The organism is Kineococcus gynurae (assembly GCF_042433995.1).
GTDB lineage: Bacteria > Actinomycetota > Actinomycetes > Actinomycetales > Kineococcaceae > Kineococcus > Kineococcus gynurae.
In genome coordinates this window covers 236,219-259,671 of record NZ_JBHLUI010000003.1, presented here as the reverse complement: position 1 = coordinate 259,671, position 23,453 = coordinate 236,219, and the positions used below count along the sequence as shown (strand labels likewise).

Annotated in this window: 24 protein-coding genes; 10 read left to right on the top strand and 14 right to left on the bottom strand. The window is 74.3% G+C overall.

What is annotated here, in order from left to right:
• Positions 1-32: 32 nt before the first annotated feature.
• Entirely contained in the window at positions 33-992 is a 960-nt protein-coding gene (locus tag ACFFKU_RS02580) for a substrate-binding domain-containing protein (protein WP_380135304.1), read from the bottom strand.
• 184 nt (positions 993-1,176) lie between these two features.
• Between ACFFKU_RS02580 and ACFFKU_RS02575 the strand changes: the two genes are divergently transcribed.
• The 5 genes from ACFFKU_RS02575 (at position 1,177) to ACFFKU_RS02555 (ending at position 4,524) form a co-directional block, all read left to right on the top strand.
• Positions 1,177-2,052, top strand: a complete 876-nt coding sequence (locus ACFFKU_RS02575; RefSeq protein ID WP_380136096.1) for a phosphatase PAP2 family protein — start codon at positions 1,177-1,179, stop codon at positions 2,050-2,052.
• Between the two features lie 14 nt (positions 2,053-2,066).
• Positions 2,067-2,663, top strand: a complete 597-nt coding sequence (locus ACFFKU_RS02570) for a bacterial proteasome activator family protein (RefSeq protein WP_380135303.1) — start codon at positions 2,067-2,069, stop codon at positions 2,661-2,663.
• Positions 2,664-2,728: 65 nt separating this feature from the next.
• Complete coding sequence (locus ACFFKU_RS02565) at positions 2,729-3,118, top strand: hypothetical protein (protein WP_380135301.1); 390 nt, start codon at positions 2,729-2,731, stop codon at positions 3,116-3,118.
• 111 nt (positions 3,119-3,229) lie between these two features.
• Positions 3,230-4,288, top strand: a complete 1,059-nt coding sequence (locus ACFFKU_RS02560) for a chymotrypsin family serine protease (protein WP_380135298.1) — start codon at positions 3,230-3,232, stop codon at positions 4,286-4,288.
• The gene (locus tag ACFFKU_RS02555) at positions 4,285-4,524 is read left to right on the top strand and encodes a hypothetical protein (RefSeq protein WP_380135296.1); all 240 of its coding nucleotides are present in this window, start codon (positions 4,285-4,287) and stop codon (positions 4,522-4,524) included. The genes ACFFKU_RS02560 and ACFFKU_RS02555 overlap by 4 nt, the downstream gene beginning before the upstream one ends.
• Here ACFFKU_RS02555 and ACFFKU_RS02550 read toward each other — a convergent pair.
• From ACFFKU_RS02550 to ACFFKU_RS02535, 4 genes are read right to left on the bottom strand one after another with little or no spacing between them, the layout of a single operon-like run.
• The gene (locus tag ACFFKU_RS02550; RefSeq protein WP_380135293.1) at positions 4,505-5,398 is read right to left on the bottom strand and encodes an HAD family hydrolase; all 894 of its coding nucleotides are present in this window, start codon (positions 5,396-5,398) and stop codon (positions 4,505-4,507) included. The genes ACFFKU_RS02555 and ACFFKU_RS02550 overlap by 20 nt on opposite strands.
• Before the next feature lie 14 nt (positions 5,399-5,412).
• Positions 5,413-6,234: an HAD family hydrolase gene (locus ACFFKU_RS02545; RefSeq protein ID WP_380135291.1), complete on the bottom strand. Its 822-nt coding sequence runs from the start codon at positions 6,232-6,234 to the stop codon at positions 5,413-5,415.
• Positions 6,235-6,265: 31 nt separating this feature from the next.
• The gene (locus ACFFKU_RS02540) at positions 6,266-7,435 is read right to left on the bottom strand and encodes a glycosyltransferase family 4 protein (protein ID WP_380135288.1); all 1,170 of its coding nucleotides are present in this window, start codon (positions 7,433-7,435) and stop codon (positions 6,266-6,268) included.
• Positions 7,432-8,520: a lysylphosphatidylglycerol synthase domain-containing protein gene (locus ACFFKU_RS02535; RefSeq protein WP_380135286.1), complete on the bottom strand. Its 1,089-nt coding sequence runs from the start codon at positions 8,518-8,520 to the stop codon at positions 7,432-7,434. Before ACFFKU_RS02535 ends, ACFFKU_RS02540 begins: the two co-directional genes overlap by 4 nt.
• Between ACFFKU_RS02535 and ACFFKU_RS02530 the strand changes: the two genes are divergently transcribed.
• On the top strand, positions 8,479-9,333 hold the full coding sequence (locus ACFFKU_RS02530; protein ID WP_380135285.1) for a PIG-L deacetylase family protein: 855 nt from the start codon (positions 8,479-8,481) through the stop codon (positions 9,331-9,333). The two genes, ACFFKU_RS02535 and ACFFKU_RS02530, sit on opposite strands and share 42 nt — an antisense overlap.
• Positions 9,334-9,551: 218 nt before the next feature.
• Here the strand turns inward: ACFFKU_RS02530 and ACFFKU_RS02525 are convergent, their stop codons facing one another.
• Positions 9,552-10,424, bottom strand: coding sequence for a helix-turn-helix transcriptional regulator (locus ACFFKU_RS02525; protein ID WP_380135283.1), 873 nt, complete (start codon positions 10,422-10,424; stop codon positions 9,552-9,554).
• 163 nt (positions 10,425-10,587) lie between these two features.
• On the opposite strand from ACFFKU_RS02525, the gene ACFFKU_RS02520 reads away from it, so the two are divergent.
• Positions 10,588-11,583: an aldo/keto reductase gene (locus tag ACFFKU_RS02520; RefSeq protein WP_380135281.1), complete on the top strand. Its 996-nt coding sequence runs from the start codon at positions 10,588-10,590 to the stop codon at positions 11,581-11,583.
• Positions 11,584-11,596: 13 nt separating this feature from the next.
• On the opposite strand, the gene ACFFKU_RS02515 is transcribed toward ACFFKU_RS02520, so the two are convergent.
• From ACFFKU_RS02515 to ACFFKU_RS02495, 5 genes are all read right to left on the bottom strand, one after another.
• The gene (locus ACFFKU_RS02515; protein ID WP_380135279.1) at positions 11,597-12,925 is read right to left on the bottom strand and encodes an alpha-amylase family glycosyl hydrolase; all 1,329 of its coding nucleotides are present in this window, start codon (positions 12,923-12,925) and stop codon (positions 11,597-11,599) included.
• A gap of 83 nt (positions 12,926-13,008) precedes the next feature.
• Positions 13,009-14,949, bottom strand: a complete 1,941-nt coding sequence (locus ACFFKU_RS02510) for a glycoside hydrolase family 127 protein (protein WP_380135277.1) — start codon at positions 14,947-14,949, stop codon at positions 13,009-13,011.
• Positions 14,950-14,993: 44 nt separating this feature from the next.
• A complete protein-coding gene (locus ACFFKU_RS02505) occupies positions 14,994-15,791 on the bottom strand; it encodes a carbohydrate ABC transporter permease (RefSeq protein ID WP_380136095.1) in 798 nt (265 codons plus the stop codon).
• 82 nt (positions 15,792-15,873) lie between these two features.
• A complete protein-coding gene (locus ACFFKU_RS02500) occupies positions 15,874-16,809 on the bottom strand; it encodes a carbohydrate ABC transporter permease (RefSeq protein WP_380135276.1) in 936 nt (311 codons plus the stop codon).
• Between the two features lie 118 nt (positions 16,810-16,927).
• Positions 16,928-18,241 carry an ABC transporter substrate-binding protein gene (locus tag ACFFKU_RS02495; RefSeq protein WP_380135275.1) on the bottom strand — a complete coding sequence of 438 codons (1,314 nt, stop codon included), beginning with the start codon at positions 18,239-18,241 and terminating at the stop codon, positions 16,928-16,930.
• Positions 18,242-18,566: 325 nt separating this feature from the next.
• Between ACFFKU_RS02495 and ACFFKU_RS02490 the strand changes: the two genes are divergently transcribed.
• Together ACFFKU_RS02490 and ACFFKU_RS02485 are read left to right on the top strand one after the other, a co-directional pair.
• Positions 18,567-19,571, top strand: coding sequence for a LacI family DNA-binding transcriptional regulator (locus ACFFKU_RS02490; protein WP_380136094.1), 1,005 nt, complete (start codon positions 18,567-18,569; stop codon positions 19,569-19,571).
• Between the two features lie 45 nt (positions 19,572-19,616).
• Positions 19,617-19,775, top strand: coding sequence for a YqaE/Pmp3 family membrane protein (locus tag ACFFKU_RS02485; RefSeq protein WP_380135273.1), 159 nt, complete (start codon positions 19,617-19,619; stop codon positions 19,773-19,775).
• On the opposite strand, the gene ACFFKU_RS02480 is transcribed toward ACFFKU_RS02485, so the two are convergent.
• Positions 19,762-20,895, bottom strand: a complete 1,134-nt coding sequence (locus ACFFKU_RS02480) for an SDR family oxidoreductase (protein ID WP_380135271.1) — start codon at positions 20,893-20,895, stop codon at positions 19,762-19,764. The genes ACFFKU_RS02485 and ACFFKU_RS02480 overlap by 14 nt on opposite strands.
• 40 nt (positions 20,896-20,935) lie before the next feature.
• Between ACFFKU_RS02480 and ACFFKU_RS02475 the strand changes: the two genes are divergently transcribed.
• Positions 20,936-21,526, top strand: a complete 591-nt coding sequence (locus tag ACFFKU_RS02475; RefSeq protein WP_380135269.1) for a helix-turn-helix domain-containing protein — start codon at positions 20,936-20,938, stop codon at positions 21,524-21,526.
• A gap of 72 nt (positions 21,527-21,598) precedes the next feature.
• Here ACFFKU_RS02475 and serS read toward each other — a convergent pair whose 3' ends face one another.
• Both serS and ACFFKU_RS02465 read right to left on the bottom strand, forming a co-directional pair.
• Positions 21,599-22,876: a serine--tRNA ligase gene (gene serS, locus ACFFKU_RS02470; protein ID WP_380135266.1), complete on the bottom strand. Its 1,278-nt coding sequence runs from the start codon at positions 22,874-22,876 to the stop codon at positions 21,599-21,601.
• 10 nt (positions 22,877-22,886) lie between these two features.
• Complete coding sequence (locus ACFFKU_RS02465; protein ID WP_380135265.1) at positions 22,887-23,432, bottom strand: hypothetical protein; 546 nt, start codon at positions 23,430-23,432, stop codon at positions 22,887-22,889.
• Positions 23,433-23,453 lie beyond the last annotated feature (21 nt).

Sequence of the window (23,453 nt, the reverse complement as noted above, 5' to 3'; positions counted from 1 at the left end):
AGGGATGTCGTCGGGGATGTCGGTGGTGGTGCTCAGCGCCGCGGCGGGCCGGTCGAGGCCCGCACCACCAGCTCGACCGGGACGAGGTGCGGGGCGGTCTCGACGGGGGCGAGCTGCGCGGCCTCCTCCGGCGGGAGCGCCCGGCGGCGCAGCTCCTCGGTCAGCAGCCCGACGCAGAGCACGCCGACCTGGTCGAAGTCCTGCCGGACGGTGGTGAGCGGCGGCCAGAAGAACTCCGCCTCGCCGACGTCGTCGAAGCCGACCACCGAGATGTCGTCGGGGACCCGGACCCCACCCTCGTGGAAGGCGCGCATCAGGCCCAGGGCCATCTGGTCGTTGGCGCAGAACACCGCCGTCACGTCCCCGCGGGGCCGCTCCATGATCGCCTGTCCGGCGCGGTACCCGGACAACGGGGTCCAGTCGCCGAGGAACTCCTGCGGGACGCTGCGGCCCCGGTGCCGCAGGCTCGCCCGCCAGGCCCGCGTGCGGTCCCAGGCCACGCGGCTGCCCGCCGGGCCGGCGAGGTGGTGGACGGTGCGGTGCCCGAGGTCGAGGAGGTGGTCGGTGGCCTGCCAGGCCCCGTCGACCTGGTCCATGCTGACCGCGGGGTAGCCCTGCGAGGCGACGCAGTCGGTGACGACCAGCGGCACGCTCGAGGGGACGGAGAACTCGGGGGTCTCCAGCACCTCGGCCTCGACCACCACCAGGGCGTCGACCTTGCGGGCGATGAGCCGGGAGATGCCCTGGTCGATGTCGTCCGTGGTCGCCGCGCGCAGGCCGTAGAGGGCCGTGGAGCACCCGGCCCGGGCGGCGGCGGCGGTCACGCTGGCGATCGTGTGCAGGTCCCCGAGCTGGGAGAGGGAGAACGTCAGGATGCCGATGGTCAGGCTCGGCGGGAGGTCGTCGACCACGGGGGCCGGCGCCACCTCGACCCGGTCACGACCGCTGCGGACGGCGGCCCTGACCCGCTGCGCGATCCCCATGGTCCTCATCACAGCACTGTCGGGGCCCGCCGGGTGGATCAGGGTGCGTCGACGTCGTCCGGCGCGCCGCCGGGGAGCCGGTGCCGGGCGTCCCCCGGGACGTGCGCAGGACCTTCGCGGGAGGTCCGCGGGAGGTCCGCCGGAGCGCGTCGCCACCGGGTCACCGATGCCCCACAGTGGAAGGGTGAGCACCATGACCGCCTCCTCGACCGCGCCCGGCGGGTACCGGGCCGCCCGCCCGCGGACCGCGGGGTACCTGCTGGCCGCGGTCGTGCAGGCCCTCGCGTTCGCCGTGCTGTTCGTGGTCTGCGTGCTGACCCGCCCCGGGCAGCTGGCCGAGGACGTCCTGCACGGCGAGGCCTACCGCCGGGCCGCCGAGGGCGGGGACTCCCCGCAGTGGCTCTCCTTCGCGACCACGCTCGTCGAGGGGTTGCAGCCCTGGCACTTCGTGATCGGTCTGGGGGTGCTGGCCGTCGTCGGCCTGCTGCGCCGCCGGCTGCGGCTGACCCTCGCCGCCCTGGCCACCGCCCTCGGGACGATGGGGCTGGCCGAGCTGCTCAAGCACGTGCTGCTGGAACGTCCGGACCTGGCCGGGACCGCGGGGGCGGCGGCCACCAACAGCCTGCCGAGCGGGCACACGTCGGCCGCGCTGGGGATCGGCCTCGGGCTGGTCCTGCTCGCCCCGGGCCGGTGGCGGGCCCCGGCGGCCGTCGTCGCGGCGGTCGCGGCCGGGTCGATGGGGGCGATGGTCGTCGAGCACGGGTGGCACCGGTTGTCCGACGTCCTGGCCTCGGCGCTGCTGGCCTCCTTCGTGGCCACGGTGACCGCGGTCCTGCCCGTCGGGTCGGGCCGTACCCGTCGGGTCGCGGCCCCGCCCGGGGCGGTGCTGCAGGCCGCGGTCCTCGTCCCGGCCCTCGCGGCCGGGGCGCTGCTGCTCGTCTACGCGCTGCCCACGGGCACCCTGCCCGTCTCGGCCCTCGACCTCTCGGCCGCCTCCGGGGGGCTGGTCGCGGCCGCGACGGTTCTCCTGGTGGCCCGGGCCCTCCCGCGCGAGGCGCGTCGGGACTGAGCAAGATGGGGGGCATGTCCCAGGACCCGATGCAGGCAGACCCCGAGGACCCCACCCCGCCGGACGCGCCCCGGGAGAGCGCCGACGGCGGCGACCCGCGCGTCGTCGTGGTGACGCCGCAGGGCATGGGCATCGCCGAACCCCCCGAGGACGGTGAGCCCGGCCCGGCCGACCTGGTCAGCCAGCCGGCCAAGGTGATGCGCATCGGGAGCATGATCAAGCAGCTCCTGGAGGAGGTGCGGTCCGCGCCGCTGGACGAGGCCGGGCGGGCCCGGTTGGCCGACATCCACTCCCGCTCGATCGACGAGCTCAAGGACGGTCTCGCCCCCGACCTCGTCGACGAGTTGCACCGCATCGCGTCGCCGTTCGCCGCCGGCCAGACCCCTTCGGAGAGCGAGCTGCGCATCGCCCAGGCCCAGCTGGTCGGCTGGCTCGAAGGCCTCTTCCACGGCATCCAGACCGCCCTGGTCGCGCAGCAGATGGCCGCCCAGGCGCAGCTGCAGGAGATGCGCCGGGCGCTGCCCGCGGGCGCCCCGCACCCGCCGGCCCGTGGGGACGGGCGCGACGGGATGCCCCGGGTGACCCCGCCGGGGACGGGCCAGTACCTCTGAGCCCGCGCTGGGCGTTCTGGCGGCGGGAGCCGGACCCCCTCGGCGAGGGGGTCTGGCAGCGCGCCGTGCACGGGGTCGACCGCGCCGTCCGCCGCTACGAGCAGGTCGTCGACGGGTGCCCGCCCGGCCCGTCGAAGGTGGCGCTGGAGGCGTTCCTGCCCCGCGTGGACCTCGTGGCCCGAGCCGCCACCGCCACCGGCCGCGCGGCCCAGGCGGAGACGCCCTCCGCGGACATGCGGATCCCGAACGGACCCGAGGGCCGGGCCCGCGACACCCACCGCCGCCTGACCCGGACCGCGACCGCGTGCGCGCAGGCGGCCGAGGCGGCGGCGATGATCCGCGTCGAGGTCGACCCCGGCGCCCCCACACCGGTCGACCCGGCCCGCGTCGCGGCCGTCGAGCGGGCGGTGCGCAAGGCCGAGGAGCTGGCCGGGCTCGTCCCGCCGCCCGCCTGAACCGGTGCGGGCCGGTCTCCGGTACCCCGTGTCGGAGGTCGGTGCCAGAGTGTGAGCTCCCACCGCCGGACGGGGCACCGCCCTCGCCGCTGAGCCACCAAGGAGATCGCCGTGCACATCGATTCGGCCCGTGAACTCAAGGCCCAGCTGCGGGCCGGAGCCCTCGACGAGATCCGGTCGCAGGGACTCCGGGGCGGCGCCGGTGCGCCCGCCGGGTCCTACGGCTCGGTGCCCGGCGGCGTCGCCAGCGTCGGGATCAGCGTGCTGGGCCGCGGGTCGGAAGGCCCGCGCTACGGCCTGGCCGTGCGGTACTCCGGGGCCCGCGGTGACGTCCTGGCCGAACGCGCCCGGGCCCTCACCAGCACCGCCGCGGGGGCCGAGCTGGACGTGCGCGACGTCGGCCGGATCCGAGCCCTGTCCTTCCCCACCGGGTCCACTCCGACCGGTGGGCCGGGTGGGGGCACGGGGACCGACACCCGCTGGGCCGCGACCACGCTGCAGCAGCGCACCCGCCCCCTGCACCCGGGCCTCTCGATCGCCCAGGAGGACGTCACCGCGGGGACGCTGGGCGCGTTCGTGCGGGTCGAGGGCTCCGACGGCGTCTACATCCTGTCCAACAACCACGTCATCGCCGACTCCGACCGCGCGAGCGTCGACGACCCGATCCTGCAGCCGGGGCCGGCCGACGGTGGCCAGGCCGCCGACCGGGTGGCCCGGTTGGCGCGCGCCATCCCCCTCGCCGCGGGCGACGGCAACACGGTCGACGCGGCGATCGCGCTGCTCGCCGACGGCGAGGAGTTCGACCCGACCTACCCCGTCGGCCGCATCACCGGCTTCACCGACCCCGAGGACGAGGTCGACGTCGAGAAGGTCGGGCGCACCACCGGGTGGACGACGGGTCGGATCTCCGCGATCGAGCTCGACGACGTGGCCGTGGAGTACCCGGTCGGGGTGGTGTCCTTCGACGGGCAGTTCGAGGTCACCGGGCACGACCGGGCGTTCTCGGCCGGTGGGGACTCGGGGTCGCTGGTCTACCTGCCCGGCTCGGGTCAGGCCGTCGGGCTGCTCTTCGCGGGCAGCGAGCGCGGCGGGGACAACGGCACCGGGCTGACGTTCTGCAACCCGATCGGCCTTGTGCTCAGCGCTCTCGGTGCGACACTCGTGGGGTGAGCGCTGAACCGGGGACGTCCAGCCGGGAGGACGCACGCGCCGCCAAGGCGCACGTCGCCCGCATGCTGGCGGGAGACGCACGGGTCAACGGGCTGGGGATCACCCGTTGGCAGAGCAGTTACGCGGTGAAGGTCAACGTCGTCGACGCCGACGACACCCCCGACCTGCCCGACACCGTGGACGGGGTCCCGGTCCGGATCGACGTGATCGGCCGGATCACCGCCCGCGCAAGCTGAGCAGCCGCTCCAGCACCTGGGCGACCCCGTCCTGGTCGCACGCCGGGGCCACCCCGGCCGCCGCCGCGCGCGCGTCCGCGTGCCCGTCGGCCATGCCGTAGGACAGCCCCGCCCAACGCAGCATCTCCAGGTCGTTCGGCATGTCCCCGAAGGCCACCACGTGCTCGGCCCCCAGCCCGCGCTCGGCCGCGACCTCGGCGAGCGTGGACGCCTTGGTGACCCCGCGGGCCATGATCTCGACGAGGCTGTCGGCGGCGTTGGAGTGGGTGATCGTGACCAGGTCCCCCAGCTCGGCGGAGGCGATGGCCACCATCTCGTCGCTCGGCACCGGCGGGGCCTTGGCCAGGATCTTCACCACCGGGAGGTCCTCGGCGAGCAGCTCCTCCATGTCCGCCACCCGCTGCTCCAGCCCGGTGTCGAACCGGGTCTCGTACTGCGGCTCGCGCCGGAACCCGACGACCGCCTCCAGACCGAACCCGATGCCCGGCAGCAGGGGGCGCAGCCGCCGGGTCACCTCGCGCACCACGTCCTCGGGGATGGTGTGCTGACGCACGACGGCGCGGGTGTCCAGGTCGTAGACGACGGCTCCGTTGGCGCAGACGACCTGTCCGCTCAACCCGGCCTCCTCGGCCAGCGGGGTCACCCAGCGCGGCGGGCGACCCGTCACGGGGATGACCGCCACACCCGCCTCGGCGCAGGCCCGGAACGCGGCCAGCGTGCGGGCCGACACCGGCCGGTCGCGGGGCAGGATCGTCCCGTCGAGGTCGGTGGCCACGAGCCGCCACCCGGGGGCGAACCCGGCCTCGTGCGCGACCGGGCGACCGGCGACCGGTCCGTCGTGGGAGTCCAGCAGCGGGCCGGCGGGGGTGCTCACCCCTTCATCCTGCCTCACGCGGGGGCGGCCCCCGCCGCGCCGAGGGAGTCCAGCACGTCGGCCACCCCGTCCTCGCCCACGGGGGCGCAGACCTCGTCGGCCGCGGCCCGGACGTCGGCCGAGGCGTTGCCCATCGCGACGCCCCGGGCGGCCCAGGCCAGCATCTCCAGGTCGTTGCGGCCGTCGCCGACCGCCACCGTGCCCGAGCGCGGGACCCCCAGACGCAGGCGGACGTCCTCGAGGGCGCTGGCCTTGGTGATGCCCTCGGGCATCAGGTCCAGCCACGCGCTCCAGCCGACCGCGTAGGTGAGGCCCTTCAGCCCGACCGTGTCCACCAGCCGCAGGAACTCCTCGGAGGTGTGCTCGGGGCTGCGGACCACGACCCGCATGACCTCCTGGGCGAACAACTCCTCGAACGGGACGATCTCGACCTCGCCGGCCAGCTCCCCGTCGGGGAACGGACCGCTGGCCAGCACCCCCCGCCCGGGCACCTCGACGGCGAACAGACCGGTCGGCAAGGTCTCGCGCAGCAGCCGGACCGTCACCGACGGGTCGAACGTGTGGTGCTCGACGATGCGGTGACCGTCCGGCGCACCGAGGTCGAGCTCGACGGTGAGCGCCCCGTTCGCGCAGACGACGAAACCCCGCTGCAACCCCAACCGCTGCACGACCGGCAGGGTCCCCGGCAGCGAGCGCCCGGTGGCGATGACGACGGCGGCCCCGTCCTTGGCCGTGCGACGCACGGCGTCGCGGACCCGGTCGGACAACCGGCCGTCGTGGTCCAGCACGGTCCCGTCGACGTCCAGCGCGACCAGCAGGGTCGGGACTTCTTCCACGGCAACCTCCGTCGACGAGCGGACGATCACCCTAAGCAGGCGGGGTGGACCCCTGCGAGACGAACGGGCGAACGACGGCCGTCCGGGTGGTGCCCTCCGTCCCCGCACCCGCCTCCGCGTAGCGCTGCAGGGTCGCCGCGAGCGTCCGCGACCAGGTCGCGTCAGTTTCGGTGGCGAGGTTGTGGCGGTGGATCCGGTCGCGCCGGGCGGGGTCCACGGCCAGCTCGCGCAGCAGCTGCACGGCGTGCTCGTCGTCGCGGGCGAGCAGGCCCTCCACGTCGTGCCGGACGAACTCGGTCACCCCGCTGGAGGCCATGGCGACCACGGGCAGCCCCGCGCACCGGGCCTCCAGGGCGGCCAGACCGAAGGACTCCAGGCGGGCCGGGGCGAGGTAGACGTCGGCCTGGGTCAGCAACGTCCGGACCCGGTCACGGTCGACCCGGCCGACGAGCTCGACGCGCCCGGCCAGTCCCGCCGCGCTCAGCCGGCGTCGGGTCGCCTCCAGCAGCGGCCCCGCCCCCACCAGGACGGCCCGCAGGTCGACGTCGGGCGGCAGCTGCCGGTGCAGGTCGGCCAGCATCCGCACCAGGGCCACCGGCCGCTTGCGGGCCGCGAAGCGCAGGGCGCTGACCACGGTGAAGGTCGAACCCGCCGCCTCCCGCCGGCTCCGTCCGCCGAGCTCGCCCCGCCAGGGCGCCGGGTCGATCCCGTTGTGCAGCAAGGGGACCGGAACCCCGAGGGTGCGTGACAGCGGGTCGGCGACGACCGTGCTGACGGCCGTCCAGCGCAACCCGGCCGCGGTGGCCGCGCGCAGGGCCACCGCCATCGGCAGCGTCGCCCCGTGCGGCAGCATCGAGTGCACCGTGACCAGCGCGGGGATGCCCTCGGCCCGGGCCGACGCCGCGGCCCGCCAGGCCAGCGGCGAGACGACCGAGGAGTGCGCGTGCACGACGTCGGCCCCGGCGAGGACGCGGGCCAGCCGGGATCCCAGGAAGGCGGACCCGCCGAGCCGGACGACGCGGCCCGCCCCGGGGACGACCTCGCGCAGGTCGACCGGGGTCCGGTCCCCCTCGGCGGGGGTGCGGGTGACGACGTCGACCGTGTGACCGAGGCCGGTGAGCCGTTCGGCCAGGTCGCGCACGTGCAGTTCGATGCCCCCGAGGACCGGCAGGTAGCTGTCGGAGACCAGGACGATCCTCACGCCGCACCCGCCTCCGCGCCGAGCCGTCCGCGGCGGCGGCGCCGCAGCGCCCACCACCCGGCGAGCGCCGCCCCGCCGACCGGGACCTCCAGCAGGACGACGAAGGCGCGGTAGAGCAGGACCCCGGCCACCGCCGCCCCCGGCGCGGCCCCGCCGGCCAGCAGGACCCCGGCCGCGCCCGCCTCGGCGAAGCCCGCCCCGGCCGGGGTGAGCGGCACCGAGCTGACCAGGCGGTCCACCACGAACGCCACCACCAGCACCGACAGCGTCGGGACGGCCGCGGTGAGGTGCAGGCAGGCGCCGAATAGGACCCCCTGCAGCAGGACGTAGCTGACCACCCCGGCGGTCAGCGGGCGCCACCGACCCCGGATCGTGCGCCGGACCTGACCCCGCAGGGCCAGGGCCTCCCGGCGGCAGCGCACGATGCGGCGCAGCCCGACGCGGCGGCGGCCGACCGCGGCGACCCGACGGGCCAGGACCGCCGACCCGCTGCGGGAGAACGCGACCGCGGCCAGGGTCGCGGCCACCGCGACCAGCGCGACGACGCCCGCGGTGGGGGCGAGCACGTGCGCGGGCAACCGTCCCAGCAGGGCGGTGGCGGCCAGCGCCGCGCCGCAGACCCCGAGCTTGCCGATGACGTCGAACACGTTGCTGGTGATGGTGAAGTCGGCGATGCGTCGGAACCCGAAACCCCAGCGGCGCAGCATCGAGGTGTTGAGCCAGACCCCGAACGCCCCGCCCGCGGGCAGGACGTTGGAGACGGCGCTCCCGGTGAGGTTGAGCAGCAGGGCCCGACGCTGGGACAGACCGGGCAGGGCGCCGGTGAGCGTCCAGCTGTAGGACCACAGGCCGATCCCCCAGAGCGCGGCCAGGGCCAGCAGGTGCCCGCCCGGGACGGCGTCGACCAGACCGAGCACGGCCTCCCAGGTGGTGCCCACCAGCCGCGGCAGCTGCCACAGGCAGACCCCGGCGAGCGCGAAGGACGCGAGCCCGAGGACGAACCGGCGCGGGAGGAGGAGGGGGCGACGTGGCAGATTGCCGACGTGCCCACCGCCGACGACCGCTTCGTCCTGGTCGCCTTCCACGCCCACCCCGACGACGAGGCCCTGCTCACCGGCGGGACGCTGGCCCGGGCCGCCGCGGAGGGTCACCGCGTCGTCCTGGTGACCGCGACCGACGGGGACGCGGGTCTGGCCGCCGACGAACCGGGCGCCGGGCTCGGCCGCCGCCGGGTCGAGGAGCTCATGGACTCCGCGGCCGCCCTCGGGGTGCACCGCGTGGTCCGGCTGGGTCACCTGGACAGCGGCTTCGCCGGTCCGGGTGCGGGGGGTGCGACCGGGACGGGTGCCGGGGAGGTGTTCAGCCGGCTCCCGGTCGAGCAGGTCGCGCACGAGCTGGCGGCGGTGCTGCGCGAGGAGGGTGCCGACGTGCTCACCGGCTACGACCCCGCCGGGGGGTACGGGCACGTCGACCACGTCCACGTCCACCGCGTCGCGCAGCGGGCCGCGGTGCTCGCCGGGACCCGGGTCCTGCTGGAGGCGACCGTGGACCGGACCCTGATCCGGCGCGGCGTCCGGCTGGCCCGGCTCGTGCCCGGTTTCGTCAGCGACGCGACCGCCCACGGGCTGGGCGCCGGCTTCAGCGACCGGGCGGACATCACCCACCGGGTCGACGTGCGGGAGCACCTGGGGGCGAAGCGCGCGGCCCTGCGGGCCCACACGAGTCAGACCGAGACCCGCTCGGCCCGCCGCGCCCTGCGCGGGGTGGGCCTGCTGGGCGCGCTGCCCCGACCGCTGGCCGACGTGGTCCTCGGCCGGGAGTGGTTCGTCGAGCGCGGACGGCGCGGTCCCGTCACCGGTGACGTGTTCGCCTCGCTGCGCCGGGTCTCCGACGGCTGAACCGAGGCCGGGGAGGCGCTCGTCGGCCGGCGGGTGATCCGTCACCGCCACACTGTGCCCGCTCGGGGCGCTCGTCGTCGCGTCACCGCCCCGCGCGTTCACCGGTTCGGCCCCGACCTCCATGCCGACACTGTGGCGCAAAGATCACCCCCGCGGGTCGCGAAGCGCCGAGCCGCCCCGGAACCGCCCGTCACGGACACAGTTCCGCCACAGCGCGGTCAGGAGGGGTGCTCGGCCACGGCCCAGGAGGCCAGCAGCCGCAGTCCGTCGGCCGACGGCGTACCCGCGGCGGCGGACAGCACGATCAGGGTCAGCGCAGGGTCGGCGGTGGGGACGAACGACTCGTAGTCCAGGCGCAGGTCGCCCACGACCGGGTGGTGGTAGTCCTTCGTGCCGGTGGAGTGCTGCCGCACGTCGTGGGCGGCCCAGCGGGTCCGGAACTCCTCGCTGCGCGTGGAGAGCTCACCCACCAGGTCGCTCAGCCCCCGGTCGTAGGGGTCGCGGCCGGCCTCCCCCCGCAGGACGGCCACGGTCTCGTCGGCCATCCGCTCCCACGCGGGCCAGAACGTGCGGGCGCGCGGGTCGAGGAAGGTGAACCGGGCCGTGTTGGGGGTCTGCCCGCTGCCGGGGTCGAACCCCGGCTCGAAGACGGGGGCGTAGAGGGCGCGGGCCAGGCGGTTGACCGCCAGCAGGTCCAGGCGGGCGTTGCGGACGTAGGCGGGCAGGTCGGCCAGACCGTCGACCAGGCGTTGCACGGGAGGGCGCACCCCGGCCGGGGCCGGGCGGCGGGTCCGCCGGGGGCCGGGACCGGCGGCGCGGGCGAGGTCGAACAGGTGCGCCCGTTCCGCGTCGTCCAGCCGCAGGGCGCGGGCGAGGGCGTGCAGGACGCTCTCGGACACCCCGGCGAGGTTCCCGCGCTCCAACCGCGCGTAGTACTCCACGCTGACGCCGGCCAGCTGGGCGACCTCACCGCGCCGCAACCCCGGGACCCGTCGCGGGCCCGTCGTGAACCCCGCCGGTCCCGCGTCGGCGGCCGAGAGCTTGGCCCGGCGGGTGGTGAGGAACGTCCTGACCTCGTCGCGGTTGTCCACGTCCGCGAGTCTAGGAATCCGCGGCCGCACGGCGGGGAGGGTCGGGGTGCCCTGGTGGTGCACCTCAGGGCCGTACACCTCGGGGCCGTGACTCCCGCGCCCGTGACGTCCCGGGCGAAGCTGGGGCGAGCGCCACCGGGGCGCCGACGGAGGAGGAGACGACGTGCGCAGCAGAACGCTCGGTACCCACGACGGAGGCCTGACGGTCTCGGCCCTCGGGCTGGGCTGCATGGGGATGAGTCAGAGTTTCGGCCCGAACCCCGGGGACCGGGACGCGATGATCGCGTTCCTGCGCGGCGCGGTCGAGCAGGGGGTCACCCTGTTCGACACCGCGGAGGTGTACGGCCCCTACGTGAACGAGGAACTCGTCGGGGAGGCCCTGGAGCCGCTGCGGGACCGCGTGGTCCTCGCGACGAAGTTCGGCTGGGACATCCGCGACGGGAAGATGGTCGGGACGGACAGCCGCCCGGAGCAGATCCGGCGCGTGGCCGACGCCTCGCTGCGACGGTTGCAGACCGACCGGATCGACCTCTTCTACCAGCACCGGGTCGACCCCGACGTCCCGATCGAGGAGGTCGCGGGGACGGTCGCGGAACTCGTGGCCGCGGGCAAGGTCGCCCACTTCGGGTTGTCCGAGGCGGGGGCGGCGACCATCCGCCGGGCCCACGCCGTGCACCCGGTGACGGCCCTGCAGAGCGAGTACTCGTTGTGGACCCGGCAGATCGAGACGGAGATCCTCCCCACCCTGGACGAGCTCGGGATCGGGCTGGTGCCGTTCAGCCCGCTCGGCAAGGGGTTCCTGACCGGGACCGTCGACGCGGCCACGGAGTTCACCGAGGGCGACATCCGGCGGCGGATCCCCCGGTTCACCGAGGAGAACCGGGTGGCGAACCAGGCGCTGGTGGACCTGCTGGCCGAGGTCGCGACGGGAGTCGATGCCACGCCGGCCCAGGTCGCGCTCGCGTGGTTGCTGGGCCGGCGGCCGGGACTCGTCCCGATCCCGGGGACCCGCCGGCTGACCCGGCTCGCCGAGAACCTGGCCGCCGCCGAGCTGGACCTCCCGGCCGGGGACCGGGAAAGTCTCGACGCCGCGGCCGAGCGGCTCGGCATCGCCGGGGAGCGGTACAGCGCGGAGATGCAGGCGATGACCGGTCTGTGATCCCGGTCGGTCCTCAGGAACCCGCTGAGGTCAGGACCGCCCACCCGCGCGGCCCGAGCGTCAGCGATCCGGCGATGACCTGCCCGGCGCCGCAGGCGATCTCGGCACCGTCGGCGGCCGGCAGGTCCACCGGTCCGTCGGCGAGGTTCAGGGCCGTGACCACCGCGCCGGAACCGGTGGCGGTCCGGAGCACGAGGGCGGTGTTCGTGACGTGCAGGACGTCGGAGCGGGCCCGGTGCAGCCAGGGGTGGCGGCGGCGCAGGGCGATCAACGCGCGGTGGGCGTGCAGCACCTCGCGGGCGGCGGGGTCGAGATCGTCGTCGGCGGGCGGGTGCGGCGCGAACTCCGGGCGGACGGCGTCGTCCCCGCCGAGGCGTTCTTCCTTGCGGGCCGTCATCGCGAACTCGTCACCGGCGTAGACGCAGGGAACCCCGGCCACGGTGAGGAGGACGGCGAGGGCGTGCGGGACGAACTCCGTCCCGACGGCGGAGGCGATGCGGGTGACGTCGTGGTTCCCGACGAAGGTGGTGGGGACGAAGGTGGCGAGCAGGTCGCGGTGGCGGCCCAGGGCGTGCTGCAGCTCGAAGAGGTTCCGGTCGGCGACAGCGTGCCAGATCCCCTGCCAGAGCTCGTACTGGGTCAGCGAGTCCAGGGTGGAGCGCCGGACCAGGTCGACCGCGTCACCGTGGATGACCTCGCCGGTGAACCACGCCTCGGGGTGGCGGCGGCGCACCGCGGGCAGGACCCGCGCCCAGAACTCGGGGGGCACGGCGTAGGCCGCGTCCAGGCGCCAGCCGTCCACCCCGCGGTCGAGCCAGTGCAGCATCACGGCGGTGACGAGTTCGGCGACCTCCTCGGCGTCGTGGTCCAGCGCGACGAGGGCGTCGTGGCCCTCGAAGACCGCGACCCGGGGTTCGTCCCCGGGGCCCCATCCCTCCCGGTCGAGGCGGAACAGCCCGGCGGTGCCGGCGGTGGGGCCGAGGTCGCGCACCTGGCGGAAGGCGGGGTGCTCGCGACCCACGTGGTTGAAGACCCCGTCGAGGACGATCCGCAGCCCCCGTTCCCGGCAGGCGGCGACGAGGCGGTCGAAGTCCGCCTCGTCGCCGAGCCGCGGGTCGATGCGGAAGTGGTCCACGGTGTCGTAGCCGTGGGTGGAGGAGGCGAACACCGGACCGAGCAGGATCCCGTTCAGCCCCAGCCGCACGACGTGGTCCAGCCACCCCTCGATCCGGTCGAGGCGGTGGACCACGTCGGTGGCCGGGGACGCGGGCCGGACGGGAGCACCCGTGAACCCCAGGGGGTAGACGTGCCACCACATGACGTGCTCGGTCCAGGTGCTCAACGAACGGGGTCCTCTCCGGCGGGCCCCGATCACGGGGGTCGACCCGGCGAGCCTGTCACCGCGCGGACCCGCCCGCCCCCCGATCACCCGGGGAACGCCTCCTCCGCGTCCCCGAGCCAGACCCGCATCTCCCCCGCTCCCCGGTTCGCCCAGGCGTAGTAGGGGACCAGCACCACCTCGGCCGGCACCCGCCGCGGCGGTTCGGTGCGGTAGAGACCGTCACCGGGGTGCTCGACCCGCTCCCCGCCCAGGCGCAGGCCCGTGACCTCGGGGAGCCCCGGGACGTCGACCCGTTCCACGGCGGCCCGGCGGGGGATCCGCAGGTCCACCAGCGAGGGTCCGTTGTCGACCTCCTCGGCGGCGTAGACGAACGGCCCGCAGGTGAGCGCCACGTGCTGGGCCTCGGTGGTGACCCGGGGGTCGGCCCAGACGCGCCGGACCTCCGGTTCGTGCTCGAGGACGAGTTCGTCCCCCACGGCCCAGTCCCGGGTCACCGACACGTACCCGTCGTCCCCCAGGAGCCGCCCCGGGTCGGTGTCGTGCCCGGCCACCCGCATGCGCAGCCCCCGGGCCCAGCCCGGGACCCGCAGCGACAGGGTGAGGCGCCCCCCCGGGGTGTCGAGCACGCGCAGCGACGTCCGTCCACCCCAGGGACCGTCGGTCTCCACCCGCACGGTCGCGGTGCCCCCGGTGACCGGGATCGTCACCTCGGCCCCCAGGGGCAGGTGCACCACCAGTTCGTCCTCGCCGTGCGCGAAGGCGTAGGAGGGCAGGGAGGTCAGCAGCCGCGCGATGTTCGGCGGGCAGCAGGCCACCTCGAACCACCGGTGCCGGCCGATCCCGCCCCGGCTCGCCAGGGGGTTGTCGTAGAAGAACTCCTCGCCGTCGGCCGACAGGCCGGAGAGGACCGCGTTGTAGAGCGTGCGTTCCAGCGCGTCGCCGTAGCGACGGTCGCGGTCGACGGTGAGCATGCGCTGCGCCCACATCACCAGACCGATCGCCGCGCACGTCTCGGCGTAGGCCGTCTCCGACGGGAGGTCGAAGTCGCGGGTGAAACCCTCGTTCGCCGCCGAGCTCCCGATCCCCCCGGTGACGTAGGTGCGCGTCGTCGCCAGGTGGTCCCAGAGGCGGCGGCAGGCCCGCAGCAGGGAGGCGTCCCCGGTGCCGGCGGCCAGGTCGGTCATCGCGGAGTAGAGGTACATGGCCCGGACCGCGTGCCCGACCGCCTCGTGCTGGTCCCGGACCGGGACGTGGGCCTGCAGGTACTCCCGGGTCCGCCCGGGGTGCTCCACCCCGGCGAAGTGCTCTGCGAACCAGCCCGGGGTCCCCCGCCGCCGGGCCTCCTCGTCGAAGAAGTACGGCTCACGACCCCGTTCGTCGACGAAGTACGCGGCGAGGCGCAGGTAGCGTTCCTCCCCCGTGGCCCGGGCCAGTTTCACCAGCGCGAGCTCGATCTCCTCGTGACCGTCGTACCCCCGGAGCTGCCCCGGCCCCGTCCCGAACGTCCGCTCCACCAGGTCGGCGTAGCGGCGGACCACGTCGAGCAGGGTGGTCCTGCCGGTCGCGGCGTGGTGGGCGACCCCGGCCTCGATGAGGTGCCCGGCGCAGTAGAGCTCGTGGGCGTCGCGCAGGTCGGTGAAGCGCCCGGCCGGGTCGACGGTCGTGTAGTAGGTGTTCAGGTACCCGTCGGGTCGTTGGGCCGCGGCCAGGACGGCCACGACCTCGTCGACCCGGGCCTCCAGCTCCGGGTCGGGGTGCGCGGCGAGGCTGTAGCTGGCCGCCTCGATCCACTTCGCGACGTCGCTGTCCCAGAACACGTGCGGAGCGGCGTCCCCCGGGGCCGGCGTGCCGGCCAGCGCCCGCAGGTGCCCGACCCGGTCGAACTGGTCCCGTTGCGCGGGAAGGGTGCGGCGGCGGACGGTCTCGATCCGCGGGGCCCAGAACGCGTCGTGCAGGACGGCGGACCCGGGGGCCAGCGGGCGGGACGTCACGGTGACGACGGAGGGGTCGGTCAAGGTGGTCACGGAAGGTTCCTTCGGTTCGGTCAGCTGGTCGGCGGTCACGGCCCTCACCCCTTGAGGGCACCGGACATGAAGCCGGCGACGTAGTGGCGTTGCAGGAGCAGGAACAGCAGCACGCACGGGAGGGCGAGCACGACCACCCCGGCCTCGGTCGCGCCGTAGTCGACGACGCCCATGACCTGGCTGCGGAGGTTCGCCACGGCCAGCGGCAGCGTCTGCTTGGTGGTGTCGCTGATGAGGACCAGCGGGGTGATGAAGTCGTTCCAGGCGGCGAGGAAGGCGAACAACCCCACCGTCACGAGCCCGGGTCGCACCGCGGGCAGCAGGACGCGGAGCAGGGCGGTCACCGAGTTGCACCCGTCGACCAGGGCCGACTCGAGGAGTTCGCGGGGTACGGCCTCGAAGGCGATGCGCATCATGAACGTGGCGAACGGCAGCTGGAACATCGTCATGACGAGGGCCACCCCGACCAGGCTGTTCTGGAGCCCGAGCTGGTTGAGGAGGACGTAGAGCGGGATGAGGAGTGTCGCGTAGGGGACCATGAGGATGGCCAGCACCGAGAGGAACAGCACGTTCTTGCCCGGGAACCGGTAGACCGCGAACGCGTAACCGCCCAGCGTCGAGACGACCAGGGTGAAGACCACGGTGAGCAGCGAGAGGTACGTGGAGTTCCACAGGTACCGCAGCAGACCGGCCTGGTACCCGGCCAGGGTCTCGTAGTTCCCGAACCCCCAGCCGACGGCCTGGGCCGTGCCGCCCTGCGGACTCACCGAGGCACCGCCCGCCCACAGCAGGGGGGCCACGAACAGCAGCGCGAGGGCGCCGGTCAGGACGTGCCGGGGCATGGAGGCGGAGGGTCGACGCCCCGACCGCGGGGCCGGAGGGGTGCTCCGCTCGACGAGCTCCATCGTGGCGTTCTGCGCCATGTCAGTTCTCCTTCCCGCGGAGACCGCGGAACTGCAGGACGTTGAGGACCACGAGGGCGCCCAGGACGATGATCGACAGGGCCGCGGCGCGTCCGAGGTCGTTCTGCCCCTGGAAGGCCGCGTTGTAGACCAGCTGGACGATCGTCACGGTGCTGTTGTCGGGTCCGCCCTTGGTGAGGATGTAGAACTGGTCGAAGGCCAGCAGGGACCCCGTCACGCACAGGATCGTGCACAGGGCCAACGAGGAACGCAGCAGCGGGACGGTGATCAGCCGGAAGATCTGCAGCGGTCTGGCCCCGTCCATCCGGGCGGCCTCGTAGACCTCGCCCGGGATCCCCTGCAGGCCGACCAGGAGCAGGAGCATGTAGAAACCCGCGAACCGCCAGACGACGAGCACGACGGTGGAGGCGAGGGCGGCGCCCGGGGTCCCCAGGAAGGAGATCGGACCCACGTCGATGCCCACGAGGGCCAGCAGGCCCGGGACGGGAGACGCCTGCGGGGAGTAGAGCGCGTAGAACAGCAGGGAGGCGGAGGCCAGCCCGAGCGCGCTGGGGAGCAGGAAAGCCGTGCGCAGCACCGAGTTCCAGCGGCCGGACTCCTGCACCAGCAGGGCCAGCCCGAGGGCCAGCGCCAGCAGGATCACCGTGGTGATCACCGTGTACAGCAGGGTGAACCGGACGGCCGGCCAGAACAACGTCTGCGACACCGCCGCGGTGAAGTTGTCCGGCAGGTTCAACCCCTGGTTGCCGTTGAAGAGGCCCCAGTCCGAGACGGACATCTGCAGGACGAGCAGGGTGGGGACCAGGAAGAAGACGACGACGAACACGGCGGTGGGTGCGGCGTAGAGCCAGCCCGCACCGGCCCTCGCCCGGGACCGGGACCGCGCGGTCCGGGCCACCGGTGCCGGTGGGGTGGAGGGGGTGGTGGTGACGGCCACGAGATCGACTCTCTTCGCTCGTTCGGGCGGAGGGGTGGCCCCGCTGCCGGGGCGGCCGGTCGGGGGGACGACGCGCCCGTCGCCGCGCCCCCGACCGTCCCGCGGAGTTCTCGCCGGTTCAGTCGGCGAGGGCCGCGGTGATGGCGTCGTTCTGCGCCTCGAGGTCGCCCGGGTTCTCGTTGTAGACCTGGTCGCGGATCAACGTGACCCAGGGACTCCCCGTCGCGTTGAACGCCGTCTGGAAGTTCCGCGAGAACGGCGTGCGACTGTCGGCGGCGCCGGCGACCTCGTTGATGACCTGCTGCCGGGGGTCGTCCTCCGTGAAGGAGTTCTCGGCCAGGTCGGTGCGCGAGGGGGTCGTCCCGTTGGCGGCCAGGACGTCGACCTGCGCGGCGTCGGACATCAGCCAGGAGAGGAAGTTCCAGGCCTGGTCCGACTTCGACGAGTCCTTCGAGATGCCGATCCCGTCCCCGCCGATGAACGTGGAACCCCCGCCGTCGACCCCCGGGATGGGCGCCACCCCGACGTCGACGGTCTTGGAGACCGTGGAGAGCAGGGTCGCCGGGTAGGGCATGACGCCGACCTTCCCCTCCTGGAAGGCACCCGTCCAGGTCGCGCCGGTCTCGTCGCGCGATCCCGGGGCGATGGCCCCGGCGGCCTGCAGGTCGTGCCAGGTGGAGTAGACCTCCTGGGCGGTCTCGCCGTCCAGGAGCGACTCGGTCCCGTCCTCGTTCATGACCTCCTCACCGTCGGCCCAGATCATCGGGAACCAGGTGAAGACGTTGCAGCCACCGCAGTTCCCGCCGAAGTAGGTGCCGTAGGTGTCGGGTTTCCCGAGTCCCTGCACCGCACGGGCCTGGCTCTCGAACTCGGCCAGGGTGGTCGGGCCCTTCTCCGGGTCGAGCCCCGCCTCGCGGTAGAGGTCCTTGTTCCACATCATCACGGAGAGGTCCAGGACGAAGGGGAGGACGTACTCCTTGTCCTCGTAGGTCCCCGCCTCGAGATGGCCCTTGTTGATGGTGTCCGCCGAGGGGAGGTCGTCGATGTTGGTGGTGATGTCCTTGAACAACCCCTGCGACGTCCAGTTCGGCGTGTAGACGATGTCGGCGGCGAACAGGTCGGGCAACCCCCCGCTGCCGGCGGCCGCGCCCACCTTGGTCACGTAGTCGTCGTTGGGGACGACCGTGAGCGTCACCTGGTTCTCGTGGGAGGCGTTGTAGGCCTCCACGAGCGCCTTGGCCTGCAGCTCCAGCGGTGCCCGGGTCCACAGGGTCAGTTCGGTGCCGTCGTCGGTGCCCTCGGGACCACTGATGTCGGCCGTCTGGCCCGACCCGCCGTTCCCGCCCCCGCAGGCGGACAGGCCCAGCACCAGGGTGGCGGCCGCCAGGGCGGCGAGACCTCCACGACGACGCCCGTACCGGTTGACTCTCATGCGCTCCTCCTCGAGCAGACCGCCCGGGGACGACGTCCGTCGTCGTCCCCGAAAGTGCGTTTCGAAACGGCAGAACTCACGCAGAGGGCCGTGAGCTGCATCGCCAGGCCTTCAAGCCGCGTTGCCCGCGAGATCCGGCGTGCAGTTTCGTAACCGGTTTCGACGCTAGACCCACGGTCTGCGGGTGTCAACCGTCCGAACGGTCACGATCCGGTCGACCCCGTCGGCGGGCTCTCCGTGCACGGATGCGGGACGGGCAGGAAGGAGGGGGTAGAAAGTGCAGGTGAGCGACGACGCGGGCCCGCCGGTGGCCCTGGACCGGCCGATGCGCGCCGTGACGCTCCGCGACGTCGCCCGGCTGGCCGAGGTCTCGACCGCCACCGCGTCGAAGGCGCTCAACGGACGACCGGACGTCAACGCCGCGACCCGCGCCCGGGTGCTGGCGGCCGCGTCCCGGTTGTCCTTCTCCCCCAACGCCGTCGCGCGCAGTCTCTCGGCGGGGCGGACGGGCACGGTCGGCCTGCTGACCTCCGACCTGGAGGGGCGTTTCTCGCTGCCCATCCTGATGGGGGCGGAGGACGCCTTCGGCGCCGAGCAGACCTCGGTCTTCCTCTGCGACGCGCGGGGCGACGCCATCCGCGAGCAGCACCACCTCCGGGCCCTGCTCTCCCGACAGGTCGACGGTCTGATCGTGGTGGGGGCCCGACCCGACTCCCGCCCGTCGTTGGGCGCCCGCCTGTCCGTCCCGGTCGTCTACGCCTACTCCCCCTCCGAGAACCCGGCCGACCTGTCCCTGGTGTGCGACAACGTCGGAGGCGGTCGGCTCGCGGTGGACCATCTGCGCACCGCGGGATGCACGCGCATCGCCCACATCACCGGGGAACCCGACTACAGCGCGGCCCAGGACCGCGCCCGGGGCGCGCAGGAGCGCCTGGCCGAGGAGAGCCTGGGCCTCGTCACCGGCCGGGTGTGGTTCGGCGCCTGGACCGAGGGGTGGGGACGCGGGGCGACCCGGCGGCTGCTGCAGGAGGGCGAGCCGGTCGACGCGATCTTCGCCGGGTCCGACCAGATCGCCCGGGGCGTGCTCGACGCGTTGCAGGAGGCGCAGCTTCGCGTGCCGGAGGACGTCGCCGTGATCGGGTTCGACAACTGGGAGGCCATCGCCCGGGAGTCGCGACCGGCACTGACCACGGTCGACATGCGTCTGGAGTCACTGGGGCGACGAGCCGCGCAGGCCCTCGCGGCGGCCATCGACGGGCGACCGGAGTCCGGGGTCGTGGTGAACGGGTGCCGCGTCGTCCAGCGCGGGTCGACCGCCCCGGTGGCCTGATCGCCCCGGCGTGCGGCACGCCCCGACCGGGACCATGATCCCGACATGAAGATCGCGCTGATCGTCCTCTGCTTCTTCCTGCCGCCGCTGGCCGTGTTCCTCAAGGACGGGCTGAGCGGGAAGGTGCTCATCGCCCTGCTGCTGCAGGTGCTCGGTCACGTCCCGGGCGTGATCTACGGGCTCCTGGTCGTCACCCGCGACTGACCGCGGGCGGCAGGATCCGCGCCTGCCGGTAGCGGTCTACCAGGTTCAGCAGCGCGCTCTCGGTGCTGACGTACCCGGTGAACCCGGCCAGCCGGCTGCGAGTCATGTCGGCCAGCACCTCGACCTCCCGACCCAGGTCGCTGTCGCTGTGCCACCACGAGGCGACCTTGCCCAGGTCGGGTTCGACGAGGCCGTGCTCGGCGACCAGCCGTTCCCACACCGGTTCCGCGCCACTCATCTGCTCGGCGAGCGGGGCGGGCTCGTCGTCGGGCCCGAGCGGGTCGACGCCGAGATGCCCGGCGAGTTGCGGCCACAACCGTCGCCAGCGGACGACGTCGCCGTTCACGACGTTGAACGCGGTGTCCGCCGCGGCGGGGGTCGTCGCCGCCCACAGCTGGTGGTCGGCCAGCTGGTCGGCGTCGGTGAGGTCGACCACGCCGTCCCACTGCGTCCGCGACCCCGGGAACCGGAACGGTCGCCCGGTGGCGCCGACGATCGCGGCGTAGGCCCCGAGCGTCGGGACCATGTTCATCGCGTTGCCGGTGGCGTACCCGATCACGGTGTGGGCGCGGTGCACCGACCAGGTGAACCCGAACCCCTCCGCGGCGGCGAAGAGTTCGTCCTCCTGGGCGTAGTAGAAGTTCTCGGCATCCAGGCGGGGGGCGTCCTCGAGGAACGGCGTGTCCGGGAGGTCGCCCTGGCCGTAGGCCTCGAACGGGCCGAGGTAGTGCTTGAGCCCCGTCACCAGCGCGGCGTGCCGCACCGACCGCTGCGGGCCGAGGACGGCGAGCAGGTCGCGGACCATGCCCCCGTTGACCCGGATGTTCTCGGCCTCGGTCTCCTGCCGGGACCAGGCGGTGATGAACACGTGGGTGGGGGCCAGCTCGCCCAGCCGCGCGGCCAGGTCGTCGCGGGAGAACAGGTCGGCGGCGACGTGCTCGACCCCCTCCACGGTCGGGGGGCGCCGCGACAACCCCGACGTCCGCCACCCCTCGTCGACGAGGCGTCGGGCCAGCGCCGACCCCGTGATGCCGGTGGCCCCGACCACCAGGGCGTGCGCCCCCGGCGGGGCCGGACGCGGCGGGACGGGGGCACGGTCGGGACGGGTCTCGGCGGTCATGCGCACCACAGTAGGCATGTGCGTCACTAGAGTGCACACCGTGGTGGACGAGCAGCCGGCAGCCGAGAACGACCCCCTGGCCGCGCGGCTGGCCGGGGCGCTGAAGGCCGCCCGCCTCGACCGGGGACTGGGCACGGCTGCCCTGGCCCGCGCGGCGGGGGTGTCGCGGGGGTCGGTCCTCAAGCTGGAGGCGGGTGCGACCCAACCGTCGGCCGCCCTGCTCGGCCGGGTCTGCGCCCCGCTCGGGCTGACCCTGTCGGAACTGTTCGCCCGGGTCGAGGAGACGCGCGCCGACGCCGGGCGGCTCGTGCGGGGGGTCGACGCCCCGGTCTGGACCGACCCGGCCACCGGGTACCGGCGGCGGACGCTCTCCCCGTCACCCGCCGGGCCCGTCCAGCTGACCGAGATCCGCCTCCCGGCGGGCGCGAGCGTCGGTTACCCCGCCCAGGCCTACGTCCGCCTGCACCAGCAGGTGTGGGTGCTCGAGGGGACCGTCGCGCTGACCGAGGGCTCGCGGACGACGACCCTCGGACCCGGCGACTGCCTCGAACTCGGCCCCGCCGCCGACTGCACGTTCGCCAACCCCGGGTCCACCGAGGCGCGGTACCTGGTCGTCACCGCAGCGCGCTGACCCGAGGGTTCAGATCGCGGCGACGGAGAGGTGTCCGGGTTCCGTGCGGCACGGGCGCGACCTCCAGCGACCTCAGCGGACGGGTTCGAGCACCTCGAGACCCAGGAACGGCTGCAGCGCAGCCGGGACGCGCACGGACCCGTCGGCCTGCTGGTGGTTCTCCAGGATCGCGACGAGCCACCGGGTGGTGGCCAGCGTGCCGTTCAGCGTGGCGACGGGACGGGTCCCGCCGTCGCCCTCGGGCACCCGCTCGCGGATCCCGAGGCGACGGGCCTGGAACGTCGTGCAGTTCGAGGTCGAGGTGAGTTCGCGGTAGCGACCCTGGGACGGGACCCACGCCTCGCAGTCGAACTTGCGGGCCGCGGAACTCCCGAGGTCGCCCGCGGCGGTGTCGATGACCCGGTAGGGCAGCTCGACGGCGGCGAGCATCTCCTCCTCCCAGGCCAGCAGGCGGGCGTGCTCCTCGGCGGCGTCCTCGACGCGGCAGAAGGAGAACATCTCCACCTTGTGGAACTGGTGCACCCGGATGATCCCCCGGGTGTCCTTGCCGTAGGAACCGGCCTCACGGCGGTAGCACGCCGACCAGCCCGCGTACCGCTTGGGCCCGGCGGACAGGTCGAGGATCTCGTCGGCGTGGTAGCCCGCGAGCGCCACCTCGCTCGTCCCGGTGAGGTAGAGGTCGTCGTCGGCGAGGTGGTAGATCTCGGCCGCGTGGGCGCCGAGGAAACCGGTGCCGGCCATGACCTCGGGCTTCACCAGCGTGGGGGTGATCATCGGGGTGAAACCGGCGGCGACGGCCTTGGCCACGGCCAGGTTCAGCAGGGCCAGTTCGAGCCGCGCCCCCACCCCGGTGAGGAAGTAGAACCGCGAGCCGGAGACCTTGGTGCCGCGTTCGACGTCGATCGCCCCGAGCAGTTCGCCGAGGTCGAGGTGGTCGCGCCAGGCGTCCAGGCCCGCGGGCAGCTCGGGAGCGGTGCCGACCTCGCGCAGGACCTCGTAGTCGTCCTCGCCGCCGGCGGGGATGCCGTCGACGACGACGTTGGGGATCCGGCGCAGCAGGCCGTCGAACTCCTCCCCCGCCGCCTCGGACTCCGCCTGAGCGGCCTTGACCTGCTCGGCGAGCTGCTTGACCCCGGCCAGCAGGGCCTGCTTCTCCTCGCCGCTCGCCTTCGCGACGTCCTTGCCGCGGGACTTCTGCTCGGCGCGCAGGCGCTCGAACTCGGCGATGGCCCCGCGGCGGCGGACATCGGCGTCGAGGACGGCGTCGACGAGGCTCTCGTCCTCGCCCCGGGCTCGCTGGCTGGCGCGGACCGTGTCGGGGTCGTCGCGCAGCTGTCGCAGGTCGATCACCCGTCCGACTCTATCCGCCACGCCCCCAGGGCTCGACGCGGAGCGTGCGGGCGGTCGCGGCGAGCAACCGGGCGGGGTCGGGACCGCGGGTCTGCGAGGTCGCCAGGGTCAGCAGCGCCGTCAGCCGGGGGGTCGGCAGCGTGACGGTGAACCGGGCCTGCTCCACCACCGCCGCCCCGGGCACGCTCACCCGTTCGACGTGCCCGTCGAGCACGGCCGGTCCACCGGGGAGGTCGAGGACCCGCACCCCGCAGGCGAGGTCGGGGCGCGTCGCGAACTCCGCCTCGGTGACGGCGGCGAGCGCCCGGACCTCGCGCTCGGGATCGGCGACCCCGTCGGTCACCGCGAGGGTCAGCACCTGGTGCCACGACGGCGTGACGTCGAGGGCCAGCAGGCACAACCGGGCCCCGGCGGCCACCGCCTCAGCGTCGAGGTGGCGGGTCAGGTCGGCGGCGGGCGACCCCTCGGGCAGCGAGGGTCCGAGCGGGAGCGGCGTGAACCCGGCGGGGATCTCCAAACGGGCCCGGCCGAGTCCGCGCAGGGCCTCCGAGGGCACTGGACCACCTCCGTCCCGGTC